This is a genomic window from Microbulbifer sp. MLAF003 (assembly GCF_030012965.1).
Taxonomy (GTDB): domain Bacteria; phylum Pseudomonadota; class Gammaproteobacteria; order Pseudomonadales; family Cellvibrionaceae; genus Microbulbifer; species Microbulbifer variabilis.
This window is the reverse complement of record NZ_CP120232.1, coordinates 1461071-1483237: the sequence shown is the minus strand read 5'-3', so window position 1 is coordinate 1483237 and position 22167 is coordinate 1461071. Positions and strand designations below refer to the sequence as shown.

The 22167-nt window shown below is 53.0% G+C and carries 23 protein-coding genes and 1 pseudogene; 5 read left to right on the top strand and 19 right to left on the bottom strand.

Going from position 1 to position 22167, the window contains the following annotated elements; genetic code table 11:
- Window positions 1-63: 63 nt before the first annotated feature.
- The 10 genes from prfB to P3339_RS07140 form a co-directional block, all read right to left on the bottom strand.
- Window positions 64-1159, bottom strand: a protein-coding gene (gene prfB, locus P3339_RS07185; RefSeq protein WP_157533496.1) for a peptide chain release factor 2 whose coding sequence is annotated in 2 segments (ribosomal slippage) — window positions 64-1086 and window positions 1088-1159 — 1095 coding nt in all. Because the reading frame shifts where the segments join, the coding sequence is not laid out codon by codon here.
- A gap of 96 nt (window positions 1160-1255) precedes the next feature.
- Complete coding sequence (locus tag P3339_RS07180; protein WP_026305094.1) at window positions 1256-1651, bottom strand: MerR family transcriptional regulator; 396 nt, start codon at window positions 1649-1651, stop codon at window positions 1256-1258.
- Between the two features lie 61 nt (window positions 1652-1712).
- Window positions 1713-1946, bottom strand: a complete 234-nt coding sequence (locus tag P3339_RS07175; RefSeq protein ID WP_282952858.1) for a hypothetical protein — start codon at window positions 1944-1946, stop codon at window positions 1713-1715.
- Window positions 1943-2164: a hypothetical protein gene (locus P3339_RS07170; protein ID WP_282952857.1), complete on the bottom strand. Its 222-nt coding sequence runs from the start codon at window positions 2162-2164 to the stop codon at window positions 1943-1945. The genes P3339_RS07175 and P3339_RS07170 overlap by 4 nt, the downstream gene beginning before the upstream one ends.
- 33 nt (window positions 2165-2197) lie before the next feature.
- Window positions 2198-2506, bottom strand: coding sequence for a LysE family translocator (locus tag P3339_RS07165; protein WP_282952856.1), 309 nt, complete (start codon window positions 2504-2506; stop codon window positions 2198-2200).
- Window positions 2476-2826, bottom strand: a complete 351-nt coding sequence (locus P3339_RS07160) for a LysE family translocator (protein WP_282952855.1) — start codon at window positions 2824-2826, stop codon at window positions 2476-2478. Before P3339_RS07160 ends, P3339_RS07165 begins: the two co-directional genes overlap by 31 nt.
- Window positions 2827-2834: 8 nt before the next feature.
- On the bottom strand, window positions 2835-3746 hold the full coding sequence (locus tag P3339_RS07155; RefSeq protein WP_282952854.1) for a DMT family transporter: 912 nt from the start codon (window positions 3744-3746) through the stop codon (window positions 2835-2837).
- 79 nt (window positions 3747-3825) lie between these two features.
- Window positions 3826-5553 carry a single-stranded-DNA-specific exonuclease RecJ gene (recJ, locus tag P3339_RS07150; RefSeq protein WP_282952853.1) on the bottom strand — a complete coding sequence of 576 codons (1728 nt, stop codon included), beginning with the start codon at window positions 5551-5553 and terminating at the stop codon, window positions 3826-3828.
- Between the two features lie 49 nt (window positions 5554-5602).
- The gene (gene thrC, locus P3339_RS07145) at window positions 5603-7015 is read right to left on the bottom strand and encodes a threonine synthase (protein ID WP_282952852.1); all 1413 of its coding nucleotides are present in this window, start codon (window positions 7013-7015) and stop codon (window positions 5603-5605) included.
- 92 nt (window positions 7016-7107) lie between these two features.
- Window positions 7108-8430 (bottom strand): homoserine dehydrogenase, encoded by a 1323-nt coding sequence (locus P3339_RS07140; protein ID WP_026305096.1) that lies wholly within the window; start codon window positions 8428-8430, stop codon window positions 7108-7110.
- A gap of 385 nt (window positions 8431-8815) precedes the next feature.
- Between P3339_RS07140 and P3339_RS07135 the strand changes: the two genes are divergently transcribed.
- The 3 genes and pseudogenes from P3339_RS07135 to aspA all read left to right on the top strand — a co-directional run bounded on the left by P3339_RS07135 (window position 8816) and on the right by aspA (window position 12320).
- Window positions 8816-9826 (top strand): type I asparaginase, encoded by a 1011-nt coding sequence (locus P3339_RS07135; RefSeq protein ID WP_282952851.1) that lies wholly within the window; start codon window positions 8816-8818, stop codon window positions 9824-9826.
- 88 nt (window positions 9827-9914) lie between these two features.
- Window positions 9915-10730: a helix-turn-helix domain-containing protein gene (locus P3339_RS07130; RefSeq protein WP_282952850.1), complete on the top strand. Its 816-nt coding sequence runs from the start codon at window positions 9915-9917 to the stop codon at window positions 10728-10730.
- A gap of 125 nt (window positions 10731-10855) precedes the next feature.
- Window positions 10856-12320: pseudogene (gene aspA / locus P3339_RS07125) on the top strand (aspartate ammonia-lyase).
- A 49-nt stretch (window positions 12321-12369) separates the two neighbouring features.
- Here aspA and P3339_RS07120 read toward each other — a convergent pair.
- From P3339_RS07120 to ffh, 6 genes are all read right to left on the bottom strand, one after another.
- The gene (locus tag P3339_RS07120; RefSeq protein ID WP_020413504.1) at window positions 12370-13122 is read right to left on the bottom strand and encodes a DsbC family protein; all 753 of its coding nucleotides are present in this window, start codon (window positions 13120-13122) and stop codon (window positions 12370-12372) included.
- A gap of 390 nt (window positions 13123-13512) precedes the next feature.
- A complete protein-coding gene (gene rplS, locus P3339_RS07115) occupies window positions 13513-13869 on the bottom strand; it encodes a 50S ribosomal protein L19 (protein WP_282953562.1) in 357 nt (118 codons plus the stop codon).
- Between the two features lie 82 nt (window positions 13870-13951).
- Window positions 13952-14707, bottom strand: coding sequence for a tRNA (guanosine(37)-N1)-methyltransferase TrmD (gene trmD, locus P3339_RS07110; RefSeq protein WP_282952849.1), 756 nt, complete (start codon window positions 14705-14707; stop codon window positions 13952-13954).
- Complete coding sequence (gene rimM, locus P3339_RS07105; RefSeq protein WP_282952848.1) at window positions 14704-15258, bottom strand: ribosome maturation factor RimM; 555 nt, start codon at window positions 15256-15258, stop codon at window positions 14704-14706. The genes trmD and rimM overlap by 4 nt, the downstream gene beginning before the upstream one ends.
- Window positions 15259-15280: 22 nt before the next feature.
- A complete protein-coding gene (rpsP, locus tag P3339_RS07100) occupies window positions 15281-15520 on the bottom strand; it encodes a 30S ribosomal protein S16 (RefSeq protein ID WP_026305099.1) in 240 nt (79 codons plus the stop codon).
- Window positions 15521-15676: 156 nt separating this feature from the next.
- The gene (gene ffh, locus P3339_RS07095; protein ID WP_282952847.1) at window positions 15677-17098 is read right to left on the bottom strand and encodes a signal recognition particle protein; all 1422 of its coding nucleotides are present in this window, start codon (window positions 17096-17098) and stop codon (window positions 15677-15679) included.
- Between the two features lie 204 nt (window positions 17099-17302).
- Here ffh and P3339_RS07090 point away from each other — a divergent pair, with 204 nt between their 5' ends.
- Window positions 17303-18103, top strand: a complete 801-nt coding sequence (locus tag P3339_RS07090) for a cytochrome C assembly family protein (protein ID WP_020413510.1) — start codon at window positions 17303-17305, stop codon at window positions 18101-18103.
- Between the two features lie 96 nt (window positions 18104-18199).
- Complete coding sequence (locus P3339_RS07085) at window positions 18200-19462, top strand: HlyC/CorC family transporter (RefSeq protein WP_026305100.1); 1263 nt, start codon at window positions 18200-18202, stop codon at window positions 19460-19462.
- Window positions 19463-19492: 30 nt separating this feature from the next.
- Here P3339_RS07085 and rnhB read toward each other — a convergent pair whose 3' ends face one another.
- The 3 genes from rnhB to lpxA all read right to left on the bottom strand — a co-directional run bounded on the left by rnhB (window position 19493) and on the right by lpxA (window position 22165).
- Window positions 19493-20110: a ribonuclease HII gene (gene rnhB, locus P3339_RS07080; RefSeq protein WP_282952846.1), complete on the bottom strand. Its 618-nt coding sequence runs from the start codon at window positions 20108-20110 to the stop codon at window positions 19493-19495.
- Entirely contained in the window at window positions 20107-21273 is a 1167-nt protein-coding gene (gene lpxB, locus P3339_RS07075; RefSeq protein ID WP_282952845.1) for a lipid-A-disaccharide synthase, read from the bottom strand. Before lpxB ends, rnhB begins: the two co-directional genes overlap by 4 nt.
- Before the next feature lie 112 nt (window positions 21274-21385).
- The gene (lpxA, locus tag P3339_RS07070; RefSeq protein ID WP_020413514.1) at window positions 21386-22165 is read right to left on the bottom strand and encodes an acyl-ACP--UDP-N-acetylglucosamine O-acyltransferase; all 780 of its coding nucleotides are present in this window, start codon (window positions 22163-22165) and stop codon (window positions 21386-21388) included.
- Window positions 22166-22167: the final 2 nt, after the last annotated feature.

The window sequence follows — 22167 nt, the reverse complement described above, 5'->3', positions numbered from 1 at the left end:
GTGATATTACCCCTCGTCCCATTAGTGAGAGACGAGGGGCGCGGTGAGAGTGGAGTCTTTAAATCAGAGGCCGGCTTTGAGGCTGGCTTCGATAAATTGGTCCAGGTCTCCGTCCAGTACTGCCTGGCAGTTACTGGTCTGGACACTGGTACGCAGGTCCTTGATACGCTGGTCGTCCAACACGTAGGAGCGGATCTGGCTGCCCCAACCGATGTCGGCCTTGCTGTCTTCCATGGCCTGCTTCTCTGCGTTGCGCTTGAGCATTTCCTGCTCGTACATTTTTGCGCGCAGCATTTTCCAGGCTTTATCGCGGTTCTGGTGCTGGGAGCGCTCGCTCTGGCACTGCACGACGATCCCGGATTCTGTGTGGGTCAAACGCACAGCAGAATCGGTTTTGTTGACGTGCTGACCACCGGCGCCTGACGCGCGGTAGGTGTCTTCACGCACCTGGGATTTGTCGATTTCAATCTCGATATTGTCATCGATTTCCGGTGACACAAATACCGAGCTGAAAGAAGTGTGACGGCGATTGCCGGAATCAAACGGCGATTTGCGCACCAGGCGGTGTACACCGGTTTCTGTGCGCAACCAGCCGAAGGCATGGTCGCCGGCAAAGTGCACGGTGGCACTCTTGATACCGGCCACTTCCCCCGCAGAGACCTCTTCCAGGGTGGTCTTGAAGCCGTGGGCTTCACCCCAGCGCAGGTACATACGCAGGATCATTTCCGCCCAGTCCTGGGCCTCGGTACCACCGGAGCCGGCCTGGATATCCAGGTAGGCATTGTTCTCGTCATTCTCGCCGGAGAACATACGGCGGAATTCCAGAATCCCCAGCTGCTGCTGGAGACCTTCGATCTCAGTGGAGACCTCCCCTACGGAGTCCTCATCATTTTCCTCGACTGCCATTTCCAGCAGTTCGCGGCAATCGGCGATACCGGAGTCGAGGTTTTCGATGGTATTAACCACCGTTTCCAGGGAGGAGCGCTCGCGCCCCAGTTCCTGTGCGCGGTTGGGGTCGTCCCAAACGCTCGGCTCGGCCAGCTCCAGCTCTACTTCGGTAAGGCGTTCTTTCTTGCTGGCGTAGTCAAAGATACCCCCTAAGAACGTCAGTGCGCTCTTCGAGGTCTTTTAATTGATTGAGGAGGGGATTGATTTCCATGAACTTTCGGTGTCCGGACAAAATAAAAAGCGGCGCGCATTCTACCGCAGCGCGCGGGGGTCCTGCCAGTCGACAGCTAATGAGATACCCATTGGATTAGCCTGGAAGCTGACCAGATAACCGGTCCAGGATTGCGCACTCGGGTGAGTCGTTGCCGGCACAACTTTTCTCAAATGCCAACAGGGTTGTACGCATTTCGAGCAGGTCTCGGAGTTGCTCTTCCAGGTGGGATAGTTTTTCACTGACCAGCAGCTTGGTTTCCCGGCTGCGCCTGTCGGGGTTCTCGCGCAACTCCAGCAAAGCCCGAACCTCTCCAGTCGAAAAACCGCTGACACGGGCCCTCTGGATAAAGCGCAGGGTTTCTACATCACTTGCAGTGTACTGGCGGTAGCCATTAGCCCCACGACTGGGAACCAACAGGCCAATTTCCTCGTAGTGACGTAAGGCTTTACTACTTAGGCCCGAGCTGCGGGCTGCCTGAGATATATTCACCGATAGCACCTACGGATTCCAAGGCTCACCAAACACCACAGCAAGCACTATTCAACAATTTCTAGGCGCTGTTATCGCGACATGCCGCAAATTGGTATTGCACCTGCTCGGCGGGATCGAAACCCAACTCCAACGCTGCATCTAAAGCATCCATACCAACGAGATGCAGCAATATATCTCCGGTAGGGGCCCCACACACTGCCGGGTACATCCTGTCAGTTCGCACGCCACAGCGGGACTCCTGTACCGCAATGCCATTCTCTCGTAATTTGGCCAGGCTCTGTTGTAGTGTCATACCTCCACCTTCACACTGCTTGCGACCGCTTTTGCGATAGACCCAAACCAACTCCCCGGCCTCGGCGCGGGAGCGCTTGGCGCTACCTCCGGCTGGGTAGGCCCCGGGGTATTTTCAACTTGATTTTCCATTGCCTGCTCCTCCTTGGCACCGCCGCAGGCAGCCACGGCCACCGCCAGGGTCAATGCAATCAATGCAGATAGTGTTGTTTTTACCATCGAACTTCCTCCATAAAACGACGACAGCCCAACTCAGGACAGTGCCAGCCAGACTCCCACCAGTAACATCAATGTACCGGAGATGCGATTGATCAAGCGCACATTCTCAGCACGTTCCAGCAGACGACTGAGTGCCTGACCACCTCCAGCGTAAATCAGCAGACACAGGGTTTCCAGCAACAGTATTGTGGCAAGCAGCACGGAGAGTTGCGGCACCAAAGGTTTACTTTGATTGATAAAGGGTGGCAATAAGGCAATGAAAAAAGCCCATCCTTTAGGGTTGGCCACAGCAGTAACAAACCCTTGGGCCACTAACGCTTTAGGCGAAGGCCGTACACGCATAGCCCCCGGCCTCCGCCATCAATGGCGGCCAATTGCCCTCGCGAGCGCCACATTTGCACGCCCACCCAAGCAAGATAAGCACCGCCACAGTATTTGAAAACCTGAAATACTGTCGGGTACTGCACCATCAGCACTGCAGCCCCAAGCACTGCAGCCAGAGCCACTAGGGCTACTCCCGCCAGCTCACCAACCATCATCCACAAGGTGTGGCGCACCCCCAGTGTAATTCCCAGGCTGAGCGCCAACATCATGCACAATCCCGGCGTTACCGAGGCAAAAAAACTGGCTGGGACAAAAAGCGCGAGTACAGACAGCTCCATTTTACTTCCTAGTGATGGGTACCATTGTGGTTACCGTAATGACTAACAAGCATTCCTGCCAACATAAGGCCGCAACCGATAAGCTCACGGGCATTCAGCACTTCATTGAGGAATAGCCAGCCCGCCGCCAGAGCAAACACCGCCTCCAGACTCATAATTACCGTGGCGTGGGAAGGCGCAGCATAGCGCTGGGCCAGCAATTGGAAAGTAAAGGCCAGTGCCGTGGAAAAAATCATCATATAGGCGATGGGCCAGGCTGCATCCACAGCCGACTGTATTGTTGCTTCTTCAGTGAAGAGGGACGCCAGGGCTGACAACAAGCCGCATACCAGGAACTGAATACAGGCGAGACGCAATGCATCGTAGCGCTTCACCAGATGATCGGCCGACAACACCTGTATAGCGAATACGAAGGCACTCGCGAACACCATTAAGTCACCGATTAATTGCGACTCTTCAGCAAAGTCCGCCAGCCAATAGAGGCCGAAAAGGGCAAGAGCAATGCCCACCCAAGTCCAGCGATTGGTTTTGTGGCCGAGGGACAAACCGATCACTGGCACCAATAGCAGGTAGAAACCGGTAATAAACCCAGCCCGACCAGCGGTTGTATAGAGCAAGCTCACTTGCTGCAGCGCCGCACCAAGAAACAGCCAGAAACCGAGCACAGCACCGCCGGGCAAACAGGCTTTCCAACGATGATTAACATGCTTGCCGCCCACTTCACCGGGCTGGGAATCCCTGCGAGAAGACAACCAATAAACGATCGGCACCAAAATCAGGCCACCGAGAATAAAGCGCCATGCGTTAAATGCCAGCGGCTCAATATCCGCCATAGCGACCTTTTGTGGCACAAAGGCGACACCCCAGAACAGGGCGGCCAATAACAGCAGGACTTCAGCCTGGACTTGTTTCCGTTTCACTTCTTCTACTTCCAACGACGTTTTTAAGCACAGCCGCGAATACGCTCCCCGCACTTCGCGATTTTTGAAAAGGTGACTCTTATACCGCCTCCAGCAGGTTCACCATTAACTGTAGGGATTCCCGCCCGCGAAATTCATTGACATCCAACTTGTAGGCCAAACGCACTCGTTCGGCAGCCTGCGGCCACTGATCTATGTCCACATTAAAGGCGATGGCATCCAGTGCCAGTTGCGGAGCCTGCGGCGGAGCAACCACCATTTTTAGGTGGCGCTCACCAACGATTCGCTGTTGCAGCAGCAGAAACTCCCCATCGAAGACCGGCTCGGGAAACGCCTGGCCCCAAGGGGCGCAGGCGCGCAACAAGGCTGCAGTTTGCAGGGTGTAATCTGCAATATCCAATTCACCATCAGAGTCGATCACTGCCTGTAATTGATTTTCATCCAGGCGGTTGCGCACTGCCCGCTCAAACTCGGTACGAAAGGCACTGAGGTGCTCCGCCGGCAAGCTCAAACCCGCGGCCATGGCGTGACCGCCGAATTTACTGATCAATTCAGGATTGGCTGCAGCCACATCGCTCAGGGCATCGCGGATATGTAACCCAGGAATGGAGCGCGCAGAGCCTTTCACCAGGCCATTATCCCCTTCTGCAAAGGCAATTACCGGGCGGTGGAATTTCTCCTTGATACGGCTGGCGAGGATACCCACTACCCCCTGGTGCCAATTAGTATCGTAGAGGCAAAGACTCCAGGGAATCTCCCCCTCAAGCTGTAGTTCTTCCAACGCCGCCAGGGCTTCCCGCTGCATACTCTGCTCTATTGCCTTGCGGTCCCGGTTGAGCCTATCCAGCTCCCCCGCCAGCTCTCGGGCCTCATTGGGATCGCGGGTCAGGAGGCAGCGGATGCCGGTACCAATATCATCCAGGCGCCCGGCAGCATTGATCCGCGGCCCCAGGGTAAAACCGATATCTGTAGTGGAAAGCCTTCGCTGATCGCGCCCCGCCACTTCCAACAGCGCGGAAATCCCGGGCCGGCAACGGCCGGAGCGGATACGGGCGATACCCTGGTGCACCAGGATGCGATTGTTATGATCCAGAGGCACCAAATCTGCCACAGTGCCTAATGCCACCAGGTCGAGGTACTCAGCCATATTCGGCGGGGCTATGCCACTCTGTTCAAACCAGCCGCACTCCTGCAGAGCACTGCGCAGGCGGCTCAACAGATAGAAAATCACTCCCACACCGGCGAGATTCTTGCTGGGAAAATCACAGCCCGGTTGATTTGGATTGACGATGGCATCAGCCTCTGGCAACTCACTGCCCGGCAGGTGGTGATCGGTTACGATCACCGTCATCCCCGCCGCCTTGGCCGCTGCAACTCCATCGATGCTGCTGATGCCGTTATCTACTGTGACCAGCATATCCGGGGCATAATCTTTGGCCACCTCAACGATTTCCGGGGTCAACCCATAGCCGAAATCGAAGCGGTTCGGCACGAGGAAGTCAACACCCGACGCTCCCATGGCCCCCAACGCCAGTACGGCGAGCGTGCTGCTGGTAGCACCGTCGGCATCGAAGTCACCGACAATCAAGATCTTCTGTTGCGCTCGCACGGTTTCCACCAGCAGTGTCACCGCTGTATCCAGCCCCCGCATCAACTGAGGTTGCTGCAGCTTGGCGAGACTGTGGTTCAGGGCCTCCTCGCTGACGATACCGCGACCAAGCAGTACTCTCTGCAAAATTTTGGGAGTTTCAGAAGCAAAACGGCCAGTGGAAAAATCCACTGGCCGCCGCTGAATTGTTGTATTCATTCTCTCTCAGCTATTTTTAATCCGGCCGCCAAGTCCCTCGCTGCGCCAGCTAGAGCCCTTCGGACAACATGGTCGCCATATAGTCGTGCACTTGGGACAAGTCGTTGGGCAGCACCTTGAATCGCTCTTCGCGCTGCCAGAGGTCCTGCATATGTGCCGGTAAGGGAATTTTAGTTTGTGGCAGTGCCTGCGCCACAGCATCGGGGAATTTTGCCGGGTGTGCAGTGGATAAGCAAACCATTGGCTGCTCAGCAGAGCGGCGCACCCTTCTTGCGGCCTCGACACCAATAGCGGTATGGGGATCGAGCAGATAGCCGGTCGCCTGGTACTGCTCACGAATCACCTCAATAGTACGCGCATCGTCGACCCTATAGCTGGAAAATGTCTTTTGGGCCTGCGCCAGGGCCGATTCGCTCAAGTGCATAGGTACACTGCGATCTGCCAGCAACTCCGCCACTGCGGCACCATCGCGGCCGTAGAGATCAAACAGCAGGCGCTCAAAATTGCTCGACACCATGATATCCATGCTGGGCGACAGGCTGTGTATCAGCGGCTTAGGGGTATGGTCGTTATCGCTGATGCAGCGGTGCAGGATATCGTTGGCATTAGTGGCGATCACCAGTTGATCGATAGGCAGCCCCATCCGCTTCGCCAGGTAACCGGCAAAAATATCGCCAAAGTTGCCAGTGGGCACGGAGAAATTTACCGTTTTATCTGATGCGCCCAGGCGCAAGGCTGCGTAAAAGTAGTAGACAATCTGCGCCATAATACGCGCCCAATTAATGGAGTTCACCGCCACTAAACGGCGCCCATCGGGTAAAAAGGACTGGTTGGCGAAGCTGGCCTTCACCATATTCTGGCAATCGTCGAAATTACCTTCCATGGCGATATTGAACACATTGTCCGACAACACCGTGGTCATCTGCCGACGCTGCACCTCTGAGACCCGGTTATGGGGATGCAAAATAAAAATATCGATATTGTCGCAGTGGCGGCAGCCTTCAATCGCCGCCGAACCGGTATCCCCGGAAGTAGCTCCCATCACCACCACGCGCTCACCACGCTTTTTCAGCAGGTGGTCGAACAACTGACCGAGAAACTGCAGGGCAAAATCTTTAAAGGCCAGAGTTGGGCCGTGGAAAAGCTCCAGAATCCACTCGTTGGTATCGGTCTGCACCAAAGGCGCTACCGCCCTGTGACGAAACTGACCCTGCCCCAAACCATAGGAGCGCTCGATAATATCGCGTAGCTCCCGCTCATTGAGATCCTCTCCCACAAACGGCCGGATAATTTCAAAAGCCAGCTGCTGGTAATCCAGACCCGCCATAGCCGCAATATCCTCTCGGGAAAATTGCGGCAGTGACTCGGGTACATAGAGGCCGCCATCACTGGCAAGCCCGGTGAGAACAGTATCGGCAAAAGAGAGAGACGGCGCGCGGCCGCGAGTGCTGATAAATTTCACGGTGTTAATTGGCTCTCAAACTTAGCGGGATGTACAGAAAACTGGCAACGCTCCTCCCGGGAACAGCACCAAATAAGCGACAAAGGTCAGGATCAGCCAAGGCTTTCCACGCGAATTCGCACCACATCACCCTCAACCGTATCCAGGGCTTCAATCTGAGCGACTGCTTCACGCAGGCAGGCCTCCCTGGCGCGGCTGGTCAGGATCACCACCGGCACCAACTCCTCACCCTCCGAAGGCTCGTGCTGAATCAAGGCCTCAATACTAATACCCTGATCACTGCAAATAGTGGCCACCTTAGACATAACACCGGGCTTATCATGGGCAGATATGCGCAGATAATAGCTGGTAACCACCTCTTCTTCCGGCAGCACCTGAGTATCTCCCTGCTCGGTAAGTGCCACCCCGGCAGCGGGCACTCGCTGATCTGGCCTGGCATCGAGGGTACGCGCCACATCGACAATATCAGCAATCACAGCTGAAGCTGTGGCCTCCGCACCAGCACCAGCGCCGTAATACAGGGTCGGCCCAACCGCATCACCATTCACAAGCACAGCGTTCATAACCCCATTTACATTGGCAATCAGGCGGCGCTGGGGGATCAGTGTCGGATGTACTCGCAGTTCCACCCCTTGATCTGTACGGCGGGCAATACCCAAATGCTTGATTCTATAGCCGAGTTCATCGGCATAGCGGATGTCTTCACTGGAGATGCGGCTGATGCCCTCGGTATACACCTTGTCGAAAGCGAGCGGCATAGTGAATGCCAGAGAAGCCATAATCACCAGCTTGTGCGCTGCATCAATACCTTCCACATCGAAAGTGGGATCGGCCTCCGCATAGCCGAGCGCTTGCGCCTGGGACAGCGCCTCAGCGAAGCTGCGGCCCTTATCGCGCATTTCGGTGAGAATATAGTTACCCGTGCCGTTTATAATACCCGCGAGCCACTGAATCCGGTTGCCGACCAGCCCCTCGCGCAAGGATTTTATAATCGGAATACCCCCAGCCACGGCAGCCTCATAGGCAATAGTGACTCCTTTGCTGGCAGCTAACTCAAACAGTTCATTGCCATGCTCGGCTATCAGCGCTTTGTTAGCAGTAACAACATGCTTGCCATTCTCTATGGCTGCTAATACCAGCTCACGGGCCACAGTAGTGCCACCGATTAACTCCACCAGAATGTCGACATCGGGATTGTTGGCAACATCGAAAATTTCCCGCGTTACATTCAGTCGGCTGGTGTCACAGTCCGGGTTATCCCGGCGCGCCCCAACCTGCTCAATAGCCACCGGGCGCCCACAGCGTGCGGCCACTTCCTCCGCATTGCGTGCCAGGACATTGATCGTCCCACCACCCACTGTGCCCAGGCCGCACACACCAATTCTCACTGCACGCTGCGTTTTTCCTGCAACCACCTGACCAACTGCCCCCGCAGACTCTTCAATTGTTGCGCTCACAAATTCCCTCCGCGCATTTGCTCCCGGCCCAACGTAAACACACTAAAATATCACTCCGGGGCACAGCGCAATAAATATCAACAAAGTCGACAAAAGATCGACAACCTTACCGAGAGATACGCAATAAATCCAATTAAATTGCGCACCAGCTTTAGGCATCCTCAAATAAGGGCATTTGACACTTCTGTCACCATAAAACACTTCTTGAAACAGATACCATCCTCAGTAGATGCTATATAAGCATCTACTAGCATCAGGTGCCAACAGCCTGCGAAATTGCATATACCGCGCCTTTTCCAGAAAAATGGGCGCCCTGAAAACTGACTCAGATAGCGGTCGAGTAATGAAAAAAACTCTTATCCTGTACACTGGCGGAACCCTGGGCATGCGTCGAAGTGAGTCCGGCTACATCCCGGATGCCGATTTGGAAGGCGCTCTAGAACGCCTTTTACAAGATGCCATTGGCCAGCTCCCAAGCTATGACTTTCAGGCTCTCGACCCACTGCTGGATAGCGCTAATATGCAGCCTCGGGACTGGTATCGTATTGCCACCCTGATACGCGACAACTATAGCCAGTACTCCGGCTTTGTCGTGTTGCACGGTACCGACACCATGGCCTATACCGCATCCGCACTCTCTTTTGCGCTTCAGGGCCTGGCCAAACCAGTACTGGTTACCGGCTCGCAGATTCCCCTGAGGGAGATGCGAAGTGATGCTTACAACAACCTGATTGCCGCCCTTTTGCTCAGTGGTTCCGATGAAATCAAGGAGATCTGTCTCTACTTCAACGGCAAACTGTTGCGAGGTAACCGCGCTGTTAAAGTGAGTTCAGGCTCACTGGATGCCTTTACCAGTCCGAACTATCCATGCCTTGGTGAAGTGGGCATTCAGATCAACATTGATCGCAACGCCCTACTGGAGCCCGGTGATGCTACACAATTCCAAATCCCGGAATCCGCTGATGGCGATGTTGTACTAATAAAGCTTTTCCCCGGCATTTCCTCCCTCTTCCTCAGTAAGGTCATTGAACATCGCCCGCGAGGCCTGGTGATAGAGACCTATGGTACCGGTAATGCACCCACCGATGACTGTGCCTTTACCTCACAACTGGAGAAAGCTACGGAGTTGGGCATTATCTGTGTAGCCGTATCCCAGTGCCTCGAAAATGTAGTAGACCTAGGCAAGTATGCAGCGGGCTCTGCCTTATTACGCGCAGGTGTTATTGGTGGATTGGATATGACCAGCGAAGCTTGTTTTGCCAAGTTAAATCACTTATTAGCTATGGGCTATCCAACCGATAAAATCAAAGAACTGATGGAAACTTCACTGTGTGGAGAGTGTACCCCCAGTTAAATAGAGTGGGAAATCGGCATACCCAGGGAGTGGTTAATAAAATATTGGGAAGGATTTTCCGGGCATTGGAACCAGAAGCAGATAATCGATGAGTAACGACTTCTCACAAAACTTGCGCCTTTTGTGCAGTTTCTACCGCTCAATCGCCGAAGTGTGCAGGCGTATGGAGGTTAATCGGGCGCAATTTAATAAATATCTGAATGGTCATACCCAACCTTCGCAGTACACTCTCAATAAAATCTGCCATTTTTTTGGGGTTGAGCCTCACGAAATTATGATGCCTCATGAACAGTTTGATCAGATTGTTCGTGTACGCAGCGCACCCTCAAGTACAAAAGAAGCAATACGCCCATACAGTCCGGATATCGACATTCTCATGCGTGAATCCCAGGGCCGGGCGGATAAGTACCTGGGCTTCTATTTTGAGTATCACTACTCCATGACCTTTCCGGATCATATTGTTCGCAGCCTGCTACATATAGAGTCCGATGGAGATGGCTATTACTTCCAGCGCTTTGAGCGTATGCGCTATCCAAACAGGGAGGAATGGTACAAATCCCGCTATAAGGGAATGCTCTTTTTTCTTTCTGAGCGCATATTCCTGATTGGTTACGAAGCCCTGACACGAAATGAGATAGCACAAACTATTCTCTACCCAACCTATAAGAGCCGCGTCAGTTATTTATCAGGCCTCAAGCTTGGTGCTTCCGCCAATGACAGGCGGGAACCCGTCTGCACCAAAGTGGTTTTGGAGTCCCTTGGACGAAATATCAGTATTAAAAATGCATTGAAGCTTTGCGGCGTTTTTGGTCCGGACTCAGGTGAAATCAACCCGAATATCCGTGAAAACATCCAGACCTCAACTACTGAAGGCCCGCAGAATTTTTTTGCCACCCCACTTTAAACAACAAGGCCCCTTTTCACTTAAGGGGGCAATTTACCACAACAAAAAGGCGAACCTCAGAGCAAAGTAAACCTTGCTCTCTACGCGCTCGCCCACATGCAGATAAAGAGAAAACAGGAATCAATATGACCAATGATTTCCATACACTAAAACCCATGCCCGTATTCAGCGCCGGCAGCGCAACACGAGTTGAGCGCGACCTGCTGGGGGAGCGTGAAGTGCCTGCAGATGTTTATTTTGGCATCCAGACACTGCGCGCCCTGGAAAATTTCCAGATAACGGGAATTACCGTGAATCACTTCCCCAACCTGGTAAAAGCCCTGGCGATGGTCAAAAAGGCTGCGGCACAGGCCAACCGGGAACTGGGCTATCTTGAAAACAACCTGCAAACAGCCATTGCGGGCGCCTGTGATGAAATTATCGACGGCAAACTGCACGACCAGTTTCTTGTGGACATGATTCAGGGGGGCCGGCACCTCCACCAATATGAATGCCAATGAAGTTATAGCTAATCGCGCACTGGAGCTGTTGGGGCATAGTAAAGGCGAATACCAAAAAGCCCACCCTAACAACCACGTAAACCTGTCACAGTCCACTAACGATGTTTACCCAACCTCCATCAACCTGGCCGTACTGCTTAGCTACAACGATTTGGTACAGTCTATGGAGGTTCTCTGTGTCGAATTCGATAAAAAGGCCGAAGAATTCGCTCAGGTTATAAAAATGGGGCGTACCCAGCTGCAAGATGCTGTCCCCATGACTCTGGGGCAAGAGTTTGCTGCCTTCGCCGCAACCGTTCGTGAAGATGTCGCCAGAGTCAAGGAGCTGGTGACACTGTTTACAGAAATCAATATGGGCGGTACCGCGATTGGCACAGGCATCAATACTGACCCCGAGTACCGCCAGTTAGTTGTTTCAGCCCTTTCTGAAATTTCCGGCATAGATTTTGTCTGCGCAGAAAATCTGGTTGAGGCGACTTCCGATATGGGCGCCTTCGTAATGTTTTCCGGCGTGATGAAACGTATCGCGGTAAAAATCTCAAAAATTTGCAGCGACCTGCGCTTATTATCCAGCGGCCCACGCGCCGGCCTCAATGAAATCAACCTCCCACCAATGCAGCCCGGCTCATCGATTATGCCCGGCAAGGTAAATCCCGTAATTCCAGAAGTGGTTAACCAGGTCGCCTACCAGGTAATCGGCAACGATCTGACCATTACCCTGGCAGCAGAGTCCGGCCAGCTACAGTTAAACGTTATGGAACCTGTAATCGCCTTTAACCTGCTGCAGTCTATGCGACTGATGACTCAAGCTATGGATACCCTGGCACAACGCTGTATCAGTGGCGTCACCGCCAATGAGGAGCACTGCCTGCAGATGGTGGAAAACAGCATTGGCCTGATCACTGCGGTAAATCCATTTATCGGCTACGAAAATGCGACCCGTATAGCCAAACAAGCATTGATTACCGGGGCCAGCGTGAAACAGCTAATTTTAGAAGATGGGCTGCTAAGCGAGGAGGAACTCAATGATATTCTTGCTCCGGAAAATATGACCCAACCCAGGAAAGTATCCTTGAAAAGCCCTGCTTAATAGAGAGACGCCGGCAGCTCAGCTGCCGGCTTATCAGGCTCGGAAAGGATTAAATACCCAGCTCCTTAACTAAAGATGCCGGCGGTAGATAACCCGGTACCACTCGACCATCTTCCATTACGATAGTAGGCGTACCACGGACATCAATCGCCTCATTGCCGAGCTTGTATTGAGCCGCCACTGGATTGTTATCGCAAACCTTAAGGGGCACATTCTCCCGGTTTTTCAGAGCGGTCAATGTTTTATTACTGTCGTCAGCACACCATGCGGTAGCGAGCTTGCGGTACCCCAGAGACTGCAAACCACCTCTCGGGAACGCTAGGTAGCGCACCTCAATACCACGTTTATTCAGCTCAGGCACATCCTGGTGCAGCTTGCGGCAATAACCACAATCCACATCGGTAAATACATAGATGCTCGCCTTGGTCTCCCCCTTCGGAGAGAACACAATCATGTCCTTAACATCCTGATTGCCCATCACCTTGGCCCGATGACCGGCCCTACGCGTCTCAGAGAGGTTAGCGAGGCCACCTCCACTCTTCACCTGAAACAAGTCGCCGTAGATAAAATGACCGCCGTCTTCTGAGACAAATAGGGTAGTGTTGCCACCATCTACATCCACCTCATAGAGTCCTCTAATTGGGCTCTTACGCACATCGCCATAAGTGGCCTTGGGGTTACCAGTCTCCAGGCGAGCCTTTATGGCTTTTGCAACATTTGCGTCGACTTCCGCCAGGGCCGCAGATCCAAGCAGGCCGAGCAGTAAACCAGCGAATGCTAGTGGCTTCTTGATAAGCATCATTACCGATTGCTCCTTAAATTCTCAATGGGCTTCGACTCAAACGTCGGCCTTCAGTTCCAGCCAGTATGGCAGCTAATTACCGTAACCGGTCTCAATGGCGCGTTTTAACATATTCAGGCACAGGGAACTACGCCCTAATGCCAAGGTTGTGAGCTGAACAACCGAAACTTACAAATATTTGTTTTTATGTGAGGATTGGGATTTCCGGGCCTCACCAGCCTTTATCCACCACCGGCTGGCCACTCACTTACCCTGCCAGGTTGGCGGTCACTCCCACAAGAGCTGATTAGAGGGTAAATGACCTAAGGGTCCCATCGCTCAAAATCTATCAGGCACAAAAAAGCCGGGGCCATTTGGCCCCGGCTTTTTCGTGAGCTGCTAGAGAAGTACTTAGTTAAGCTTCTCTTTGATACGCGCCGCTTTACCAGTCAGGTTGCGCAGGTAGTACAACTTAGCCTGACGCACGTCACCACGACGCTTCACCTTAATACTGTCAACCAGCGGGCTGTGAGTTTGGAAAGTACGCTCTACACCAACGCCATGGGAGATTTTACGCACGGTGAAAGAGGAGTTCAGGCCACGGTTACGCTTACCGATAACCACACCTTCAAACGCCTGCAGACGCTCACGGTTACCCTCTTTTACTTTTACCTGAACGATTACAGTGTCGCCCGGTGCGAAAGGAGGTACTTCGCTCTTCAGCTGTTCCCGCTCCAGCTGTTGGATAATTTTGTTAGTCATTTGGATTTGCTCCCAAATAGAGTTTGTGTAGCTTCTCAGCTAGTTCACCGAACTACTCCCGCCTCCCGGCGAATCCGGCATCAATTTTTTAGGACTTCTGCTCCTGCTGAATTTCCTCCAGCAACTGCTTCTGCTCCTTATTCAGCTCCATCCCTTCCAAAAGGTCAGGGCGGCGCTGTTGTGTGCGCACCAGTGCCTGCTTGAGGCGCCAACGGCGTATTCTTTCATGGTTGCCCGAGAGCAACACTTCCGGCACCGCTACGCCCCGGTACTGCTCTGGCCGGGTGTAGTGGGGACAGTCCAGCAGCCCCGAGGAAAAAGAGTCCTCAACTGCAGACTGATCGTGTCCTAAAGCACCGGGAATCAGGCGGGTAATCGCATCCACCATCACCATAGCAGCCAATTCGCCACCGCTAAGGACATAGTCACCAATAGACCACTCTTCGTCGATCATTGATTCGACAATGCGCTCATCTATCCCCTCATAGCGCCCAGCCAGCAGAACCAGATTGCCAGCTTCGGAAAGGTCTTCGACCCCGCGCTGATCCAGTTGCCGCCCTTGGGGAGACAGATAGATACTTCGTACAGCCTTACCATCCTCACCGGCCCAGCTGCGAGCAGCCTGTAAAGCCTGGTAAAGGGGTTCAGCCATCATCACCATTCCGGGACCACCGCCGTAAGGTCGATCATCCACAGTGCGGTGTTTGTCACTGGTGAACTCCCGAGGGTTCCAGCAGCGCACTTCCAACAGGCCATCTTTCACAGCCCGGCCGCTGACGCCATACTCGGTCAATGCGGCAAACATTTCCGGGAAAATGCTTACCAGAGCGATTCTTTTTGTCATCGCCCAAACGCCTCAAAAGCCGGGTCCCAGTCGACGGTAATTACACCGGCTTCCAGGTCAATATCTGCAATAAACTGGTCTGGCAAATAGGGAATCAAGCGCTCGCGCTTATCATCACCTCCGCGCACCACCAACACATCATTGGCGCCAGTTTCCATCATGCGTGCGACAATACCAAAGTCGTGCTCTCCGCCGTTGAAACGGCTGATAACCCGTAAACCTTCGAGCTGGTGCCAGTAGTACTCGCCCTGCCCCAGTTCCGGCATAAGATCACGCGCAACAGCAATATCACGCTGGCAAAGTTGAGCCGCTAAATCGCGGTCATCCACGCCTTTCACATGTACAATCAATCCCTTTCCGTGACGCTTACCAGCGTCGACTTCCAGGGCCTCCCAGCCTTTCGGCCCCCGCAACCACCAATTGGGGAATTGCAGGATGTTGTCCATCGGCTCGGTATAGGAGTGAACCTTGACCCAGCCACGCACACCATAAACGGTAGTCACGCGCCCTACAGTGACCAATTGATCGGAGTTCTCACCGCTATTCGTCACAGGCGCACCACTTACGCGCAAATTAAGCGGATTCTTTCAGCAGCTTGCTGACGCGGTCAGAAACCTGTGCGCCGCGGCCCAGCCAAAAGTCAACGCGCTCACGATCGATACGCAGACGCTCTTCCTGGCCACGAGCAACCGGGTTGAAGAATCCAACACGCTCAATGAAACGACCGTCGCGGGAATTGCGACTGTCGGTTACGGTCAGGTGATAGAACGGACGCTTTTTAGCGCCGCCACGAGCCAAACGAATGGTTACCATGTAACTTTCCTGTAGATTCAAATACTGGATGGCTGTGTTGAGCAGCCACCTATACAACTTCGCCGGCAGCTCACCCAGCGAAAGGCGGCGTATTCTAATGTACCGCAGGGGATTTGTATAGCGATTCATCGGGCCGCAACAGCGGCCCAAAAGGCACTATTTCTTCTTAAAACCAGGAGGCAAACCACCAGGCAGGCCACCCATGCCGCCAACACCTCCGGGCATACCGCCACCCATGCCAGGCAGGCCGCCAAGGCCGCGCATCATTTTGCCCATACCGCCGCCTTTGAGCTTCTTCATCATTTTACCCATCTGCTTGTGCTGCTTGAGCAGACGATTCAAATCCTGTAACTGGGTGCCGGAACCGGCCACAATGCGGCGCTTACGCGAACCGTTAAGCAGCTCAGGGTTACGGCGCTCAGCGGGGGTCATAGAGGAAATAATCGCATCCATTCGCTTGAACTCTTTGCCCATATCAGCCTGCTGGGCTGCCTGGGCAACGCCTCCCATGCCCGGCATTTTTTCAAGCAATGAACCAAAGCCACCCATATTCTGCATTTGCTGTAGCTGATCGCGAAGATCCTCAAGGTCAAAACCTTTACCCTTCTGGACTTTCTTAACCAGCCTTTCTGCCTTCTCCTTATCGATTTTTTGCTCAGCCTCTTCGATCAGAGACAGAATATCGCCCATTCCCAAAATACGGGAGGCAATTCGATCTGGGTGGAAGGTCTCCAGAGCGTCAGTTTTTTCACCGACACCGATAAACTTGATCGGCTTACCAGTCACATGACGCACAGACAACGCCGCACCACCGCGGGCATCACCGTCAGCTTTTGTCAGGATAACCCCGGTCAGCGGCAGGGCTTCATTAAAGGCACTAGCAGTGTTCACCGCGTCCTGACCGATCATCGCATCAATCACAAACAGGGTTTCTGCAGGGTTTAGCTCACTGTGTAGTTCGCGAATCTCGTCCATCAGCTGACTATCAATATGCAGACGACCAGCGGTATCGACGATAAGCACATCAGCAAACTGTTTGCGCGCAGCATCTACAGCACCTTTGGCGATATCCAAAGGCTTCTGCTCAGCCTCCGACGGGTGAAACAATGCACCCACTTCACCCGCCAGAGTCTCCAATTGCTTGATTGCGGCAGGGCGGTACACATCCGCACTCACCACCATTACCTTTTTCTTTTCCCGCTCCTGCAGGTACTTGGCCAGTTTGGCAACACTGGTGGTCTTACCGGCACCCTGCAAACCCGCCATCAGGATTACTGCTGGGGGCTGGACAGCAAGGTTAAGTGGCTCAGCAGCGGCCCCCATCACCTTAACCAGCTCATCCTGAACAATCTTGACGAACTGCTGCCCCGGATTCAGAGCCTTGCTAACCTTCTGCCCCACAGCTGCCGTGCGCACCTGCTGCACGAAAGCCTTAACCACTGGCAAGGCGACATCCGCCTCTAGCAGAGCCTTGCGTACCTCACGCAAGGTGTCGCGGATATTGTCATCGGTCAGGCGCGCCTTGCCGGTGACTTTCTTTAGGGCCGCCGATAAGCGGTCACTCAGGTTATCGAACATAAATTCGTCTCGATGTCTCCGATTGCGGATTGGACCCCAGTGCGGAGGGCCGCGAAATTTGAGGGAGCCTCTTCTAACTCCCACTTTGAGGCGCGGCAGTATAGCCCAGGTACCCTCACAGCAGAAATATCACCAGATCTTCCCTGTTCCAGCGGGCTGTGACACACTCCTCTTCTATTGCAATAAAAGATACGGATCTATTCAATGGCGGCATTCGCCCACTGGACGGCAATCGCTCTCTACATAGCTACAACTGCAGTCGCAGCAGGTGCCCTCGCCCGCGAGCGGCAGCCAAATAATAAACTGCTGCTGGGCCTTCTCGCAGGTGCTTTGATCACACATGCGATATCCCTGGGACACACCCTGTTCTCACCCGCAGGATATCGCTTCGACTTACTGGCGATGCTCTCCCTGATCGCCTGGGTGGTAAATCTGTTACTGCTTATTTTGGCTGCAGGTCGCCCACTAACCCTGCTAATCCTAATCTTTGCTCCCATGGGTGCGCTTACAGAGTTCGCGGCATCGCACACCTGGGGTTCTGTTGAGCCACACCAGCAGCTCTCCGCAGGCATTGCCGTACACGCATTGCTTTCAATTTCGGCCTACTCCCTGCTGACCTTGGCCACCCTACAGGCTATTTACCTATTTTATCTTAACCAGCAGCTGCACAACCACAGGCCTGTGGGCGCCACCCGACTGCTACCGCCGCTTCAGAGCATGGAATCCCTGTTATTTGGCTTGGTCGCGTTCGGGCAGCTGTTACTCACCGCCTCACTAATCACAGGTTTTATATTTGTGGGAAATCTTTTTGAGCAGGGCCCACTTCACAAAACCATACTCTCCATCATCGCCTGGGTACTCTACAGCATCCTCCTATGGGGGCACTGGCAGTGGGGCTGGCGGGGCAACACCGCAGTCCGCTGGACGCTGAGCGCCTTTGCTGCACTGATGCTGGCCTATTTTGGCAGCAAACTGGTAATGGAAGTGATTTTGCAGCGCGGGTAACGTGAATGGATAAAACAACTTAAAAGTGACCGGAAAACTTGCGGAGGTCTGCATTCTGTTCCAATATCTCCGCTCCCAAATAAAAAGAGTTCTCCCTTGAACGAGATGCCCCCGGGCCTGCTATTTAGCCTGCTGGCCCTGCTGATTGTTATATCAGCTTTCTTTTCCAGCTCCGAAACCAGCATGATGGCACTCAACCGCTATCGCCTGCGGCACCAGGCAAAAAGCGGCCACCGCGGAGCCAAGCGGGCTATGGAGCTTCTTGCTCGGCCCGATAAGCTGATCGGCTCAATTCTTATTGGCAATAACCTCGTTAACGTACTTGTCTCCGTTATTGTTGGCTCTGTCTTTGCTCAAGTGTATGGTGAGATACTCACAACGATAGTATTAACTATCACCCTGTTGATCTTTGCGGAAGTCACCCCAAAAACCATTGCCGCACTGCACCCGGAAAAAATTGCCTTTCCCGCCTCATTTATTTTGCGCCCACTGCAGTGGCTACTTACTCCTGTTGTTCTCCTGGTGGGTGGTATTTCCAATGGGCTTGCGCGCTTGCTGGGCGTAGAAACAACCGCCAATAGTGACGCCGAGCACCTAGCTCCAGATGAACTCAGGACTGTGGTATTTGAGTCCGGCGCACTAATTCCCAGCAAGCACAAAGGCATGCTGCTAAATGTGTTGGACCTGGATCAAGCAACAGTTGAAGACATTATGATCCCACGCAATGAAGTGATGGGGGTTGACCTTGAAAACGGCGCCGAAGAGATTCTCCAACAACTGGCTGAAAGCAGCTTCACTCGCTTGCCAGTTTACAGAGGTGATATCAACAAGGTTGTTGGTATATTGCACCTGCGCCGCGCCGCGCAGATCCTTCGCGATGGCCCCGATAACCTGACCGCCGAGCGCCTCAAGTCCTTTACCGATGAGCCTTATTTTGTTCCGGAAGCCACCCCACTCCCCACTCTGTTAATGAACTTTCAAAAAACCAAGCGTCGTATGGGGTTGGTTGTGGATGAATACGGGGAAGTGATGGGTATTGTCACCCTGGAAGACCTGCTAGAGGAAATAGTTGGCGACTTTACCGCTAGCCAGGTACCTAGTGATGACGAGGAGATTATTGCTTCCGGCGACGGCTGGTATGTGATAGAGGGTGGCACCTCTATTCGGGATATCAACCGCACGCTGGGATGGGACTTACCCACCGATGGCCCTAAAACCTTTAATGGTCTGGCCATGGAACACTTGGAGAGCATCCCTGATGGCAATATCAGCCTCTATATTTTCAATTACCTGGTAGAAATTGAAGAGGTTTCTGAAAAAATGATTACTAAAGCCAGGATCAAAAAAATAGACCGGTGACTGGCCTTAGGTCGTCACCAGTCAATTGTATTAGGCGAAGTCCACCAATAGCCGCTTTACTGGGGCAAAGCTCACCCGATGAACAGGGCTCGGCCCCAACTCTTGCAGTGCCTGCAAATGGGCCTTGGTAGGGTAGCCTTTGTGCCCGGCCATTCCATACCCGGGGTACTCCATATCCAGCACCACCATCTCCCTATCTCGGGTTACTTTGGCAAGAATAGAGGCCGCTGCAATCGCCGCGACTCGATTATCCCCCTGAACCACTGTATCGCAGAGATAACCCCAACTTGGCTTCTTATTACCATCCACCAGAACAAATTCCGGCTGCACTGCCAATTGTTCTACCGCCCGATGCATAGCCAGCAAACTAGCCTGCAGGATATTGATTTGATCAATTTCCTGCACTGTGGCGCGAGCTATGGAATAACTCAGGGCACGCTCTTTAATCTCCCCAAAAAGCTGCTCCCGCCTCTTTTCACTTAACTTTTTTGAGTCTGCCAATCCCACTATTGGCTTGGCAGGGTCCAGAATTACTGCCGCAGCAACAACATCTCCCGCCAGAGGACCGCGCCCCACTTCATCGACACCAGCAAGTAAATCTCCCTGGTAAGTACACACATAGGGAGGAAGCTCTTTTTTAGCGCTCATAATTGATTTCCAGTCGAATCCAACAGACTACAAACAGCATCTGCAGCGCGCTCAGAGGCGTTTCGGCGCAACTGCTGATGGAGGTCATCAAACTCTCTGTGTAGCTGATCTCCGAGTAATGGGTCTTCAAAATAACGCATTAAAGCCGCCCCAAGATTCTCTGCAGTAGCATTACTCTGCAGTATTTCTGGAACCAGCTCCCGCTGAGCTAATAGGTTGGGCAGAGAAACCCAAGGAGTGTGTAGCATTCGAGAAACAATTACATAAGAGATTCGACCCAATTTATAGGCAACCACCATGGGCTTCTTTAACAGCATTGTTTCCAATGTCGCGGTTCCCGAAGCGATTAGCACAGAATCTGCAGCGCTCAGCGCTTTATGAGAGTCTCCCTCTAACAATGTTACCGGAAGACCTGGAAAGTCCTTCAGCTGTTCTTGCAACTCAGCCAGGCGCTGCTCATTCGCCGCTGGAAGCACAAACTTCAGGTCGGCATTGCGCTGGTGACACCAGCGGGCAGTCTGTAAAAACAAAGGGCCCAGCAAGCGCACCTCACCACCACGGCTACCCGGCAACAAGGCTATTACCCTATCGCTTTCACTAAATCCCAGCTCTTTACGCGCGGCAATACTACTCACTTGTAAGGGAATATCATCCGCTAAAGGGTGCCCGACAAACGTCACGGGAACCTGATTCTGCCGATAAAAGTCTGCCTCAAATGGTAATAGCGTCAGCATATGGTCTACCGCTCGGGCAATCTTTTTAATTCTGCCACGACGCCAAGCCCAAACCGATGGGCTGACATAATGCATAGTCCGCACTCCCTCTACTTTGAGAGACTCCTCAAGAGATAGATTAAAATCGGGGGAGTCAATACCAATAAAAAGATCTGGCGGATTATCTAAAAAATGCTGACGTAACGATCGGCGGATCTTTAACAACTCAGGTAGCCTTTTTAAAGGCTCAACCAATCCCATTACCGAGAGGCGCTCCATGGGAAAAAGAGATTCCGCACCAAGGGCCAACATTCGTGGACCCGCAATGCCTTCAAACTGAACCTGAGGGAGGCGTTTTTTCAATGCAGCCATCAGACCTGCCCCAAGAATATCTCCCGAAGCCTCACCAACAACAATACCAATACGCACCGGTTTATTATTTTGTGACACGCCTAAAAACCCCTCCTACTTGGGAGCAACCCTTTATATGCATAAATCGCGCAAACTACGCAAAGACTAACTTGGAGAGCCCAATAGATTAAGGCTCCCCAAATAACCGAGGTTAGCGAACGATACCGCGAGAAGAGGATTGCAAAGAATCTATCCATGGCTGAATCACGGGAGACTGCTCGCGCAACTCAGCCAGAGCCTGCAGTGCCTCCTGCAAAGTAAGACCACGCCTATAGACCGTTTTGTAAGCCTTATTGATCAATGAAATATCATCACGAGAGAAGCCCCGGCGCCTCAGCCCCTCAGCATTAATGGTTTTGGCTTCTGCAGGATTCCCAGCGACCATGACATAGGCAGGGACATCTTTACCAATAGCAGCACCCATTCCTAAAAAAGCATGCTCGCCAACGGTGCAGTTCTGGTGGACTAAACTGTAACCACTGAGAATAGCCCAGTCCTTAACAATCACATGACCGGCAAGACCCACATTGTTAACCAATATAGTGTGGTTACCCACGACGCTATCGTGCCCAATGTGAGCGTAAGCCATAATCAGGTTATCATTTCCGATCGTAGTTTCTCCACGATCCTGCACTGTTCCACGGTGGATAGTGACACCTTCCCGAATAACATTGCTATCGCCGATAACGAGGGTGGTTTCCTCACCACGGTATTTCTTATCGGGTGTGTCCTGACCTACAGAAGCAAATTGGTAGATCCGGTTATTTTTCCCCAACTTAGTGGGCCCACTTAAAACAACATGTGATGCGATATCACAGGCATCACCAACCTCGACGCCAGCTCCAATAATGGAATAGGCTCCGATACTCACCCCGGAACCAATAACAGCTGTCGGATCGACAATAGCTGTGGGGTGGATATTTGTCTGCATTC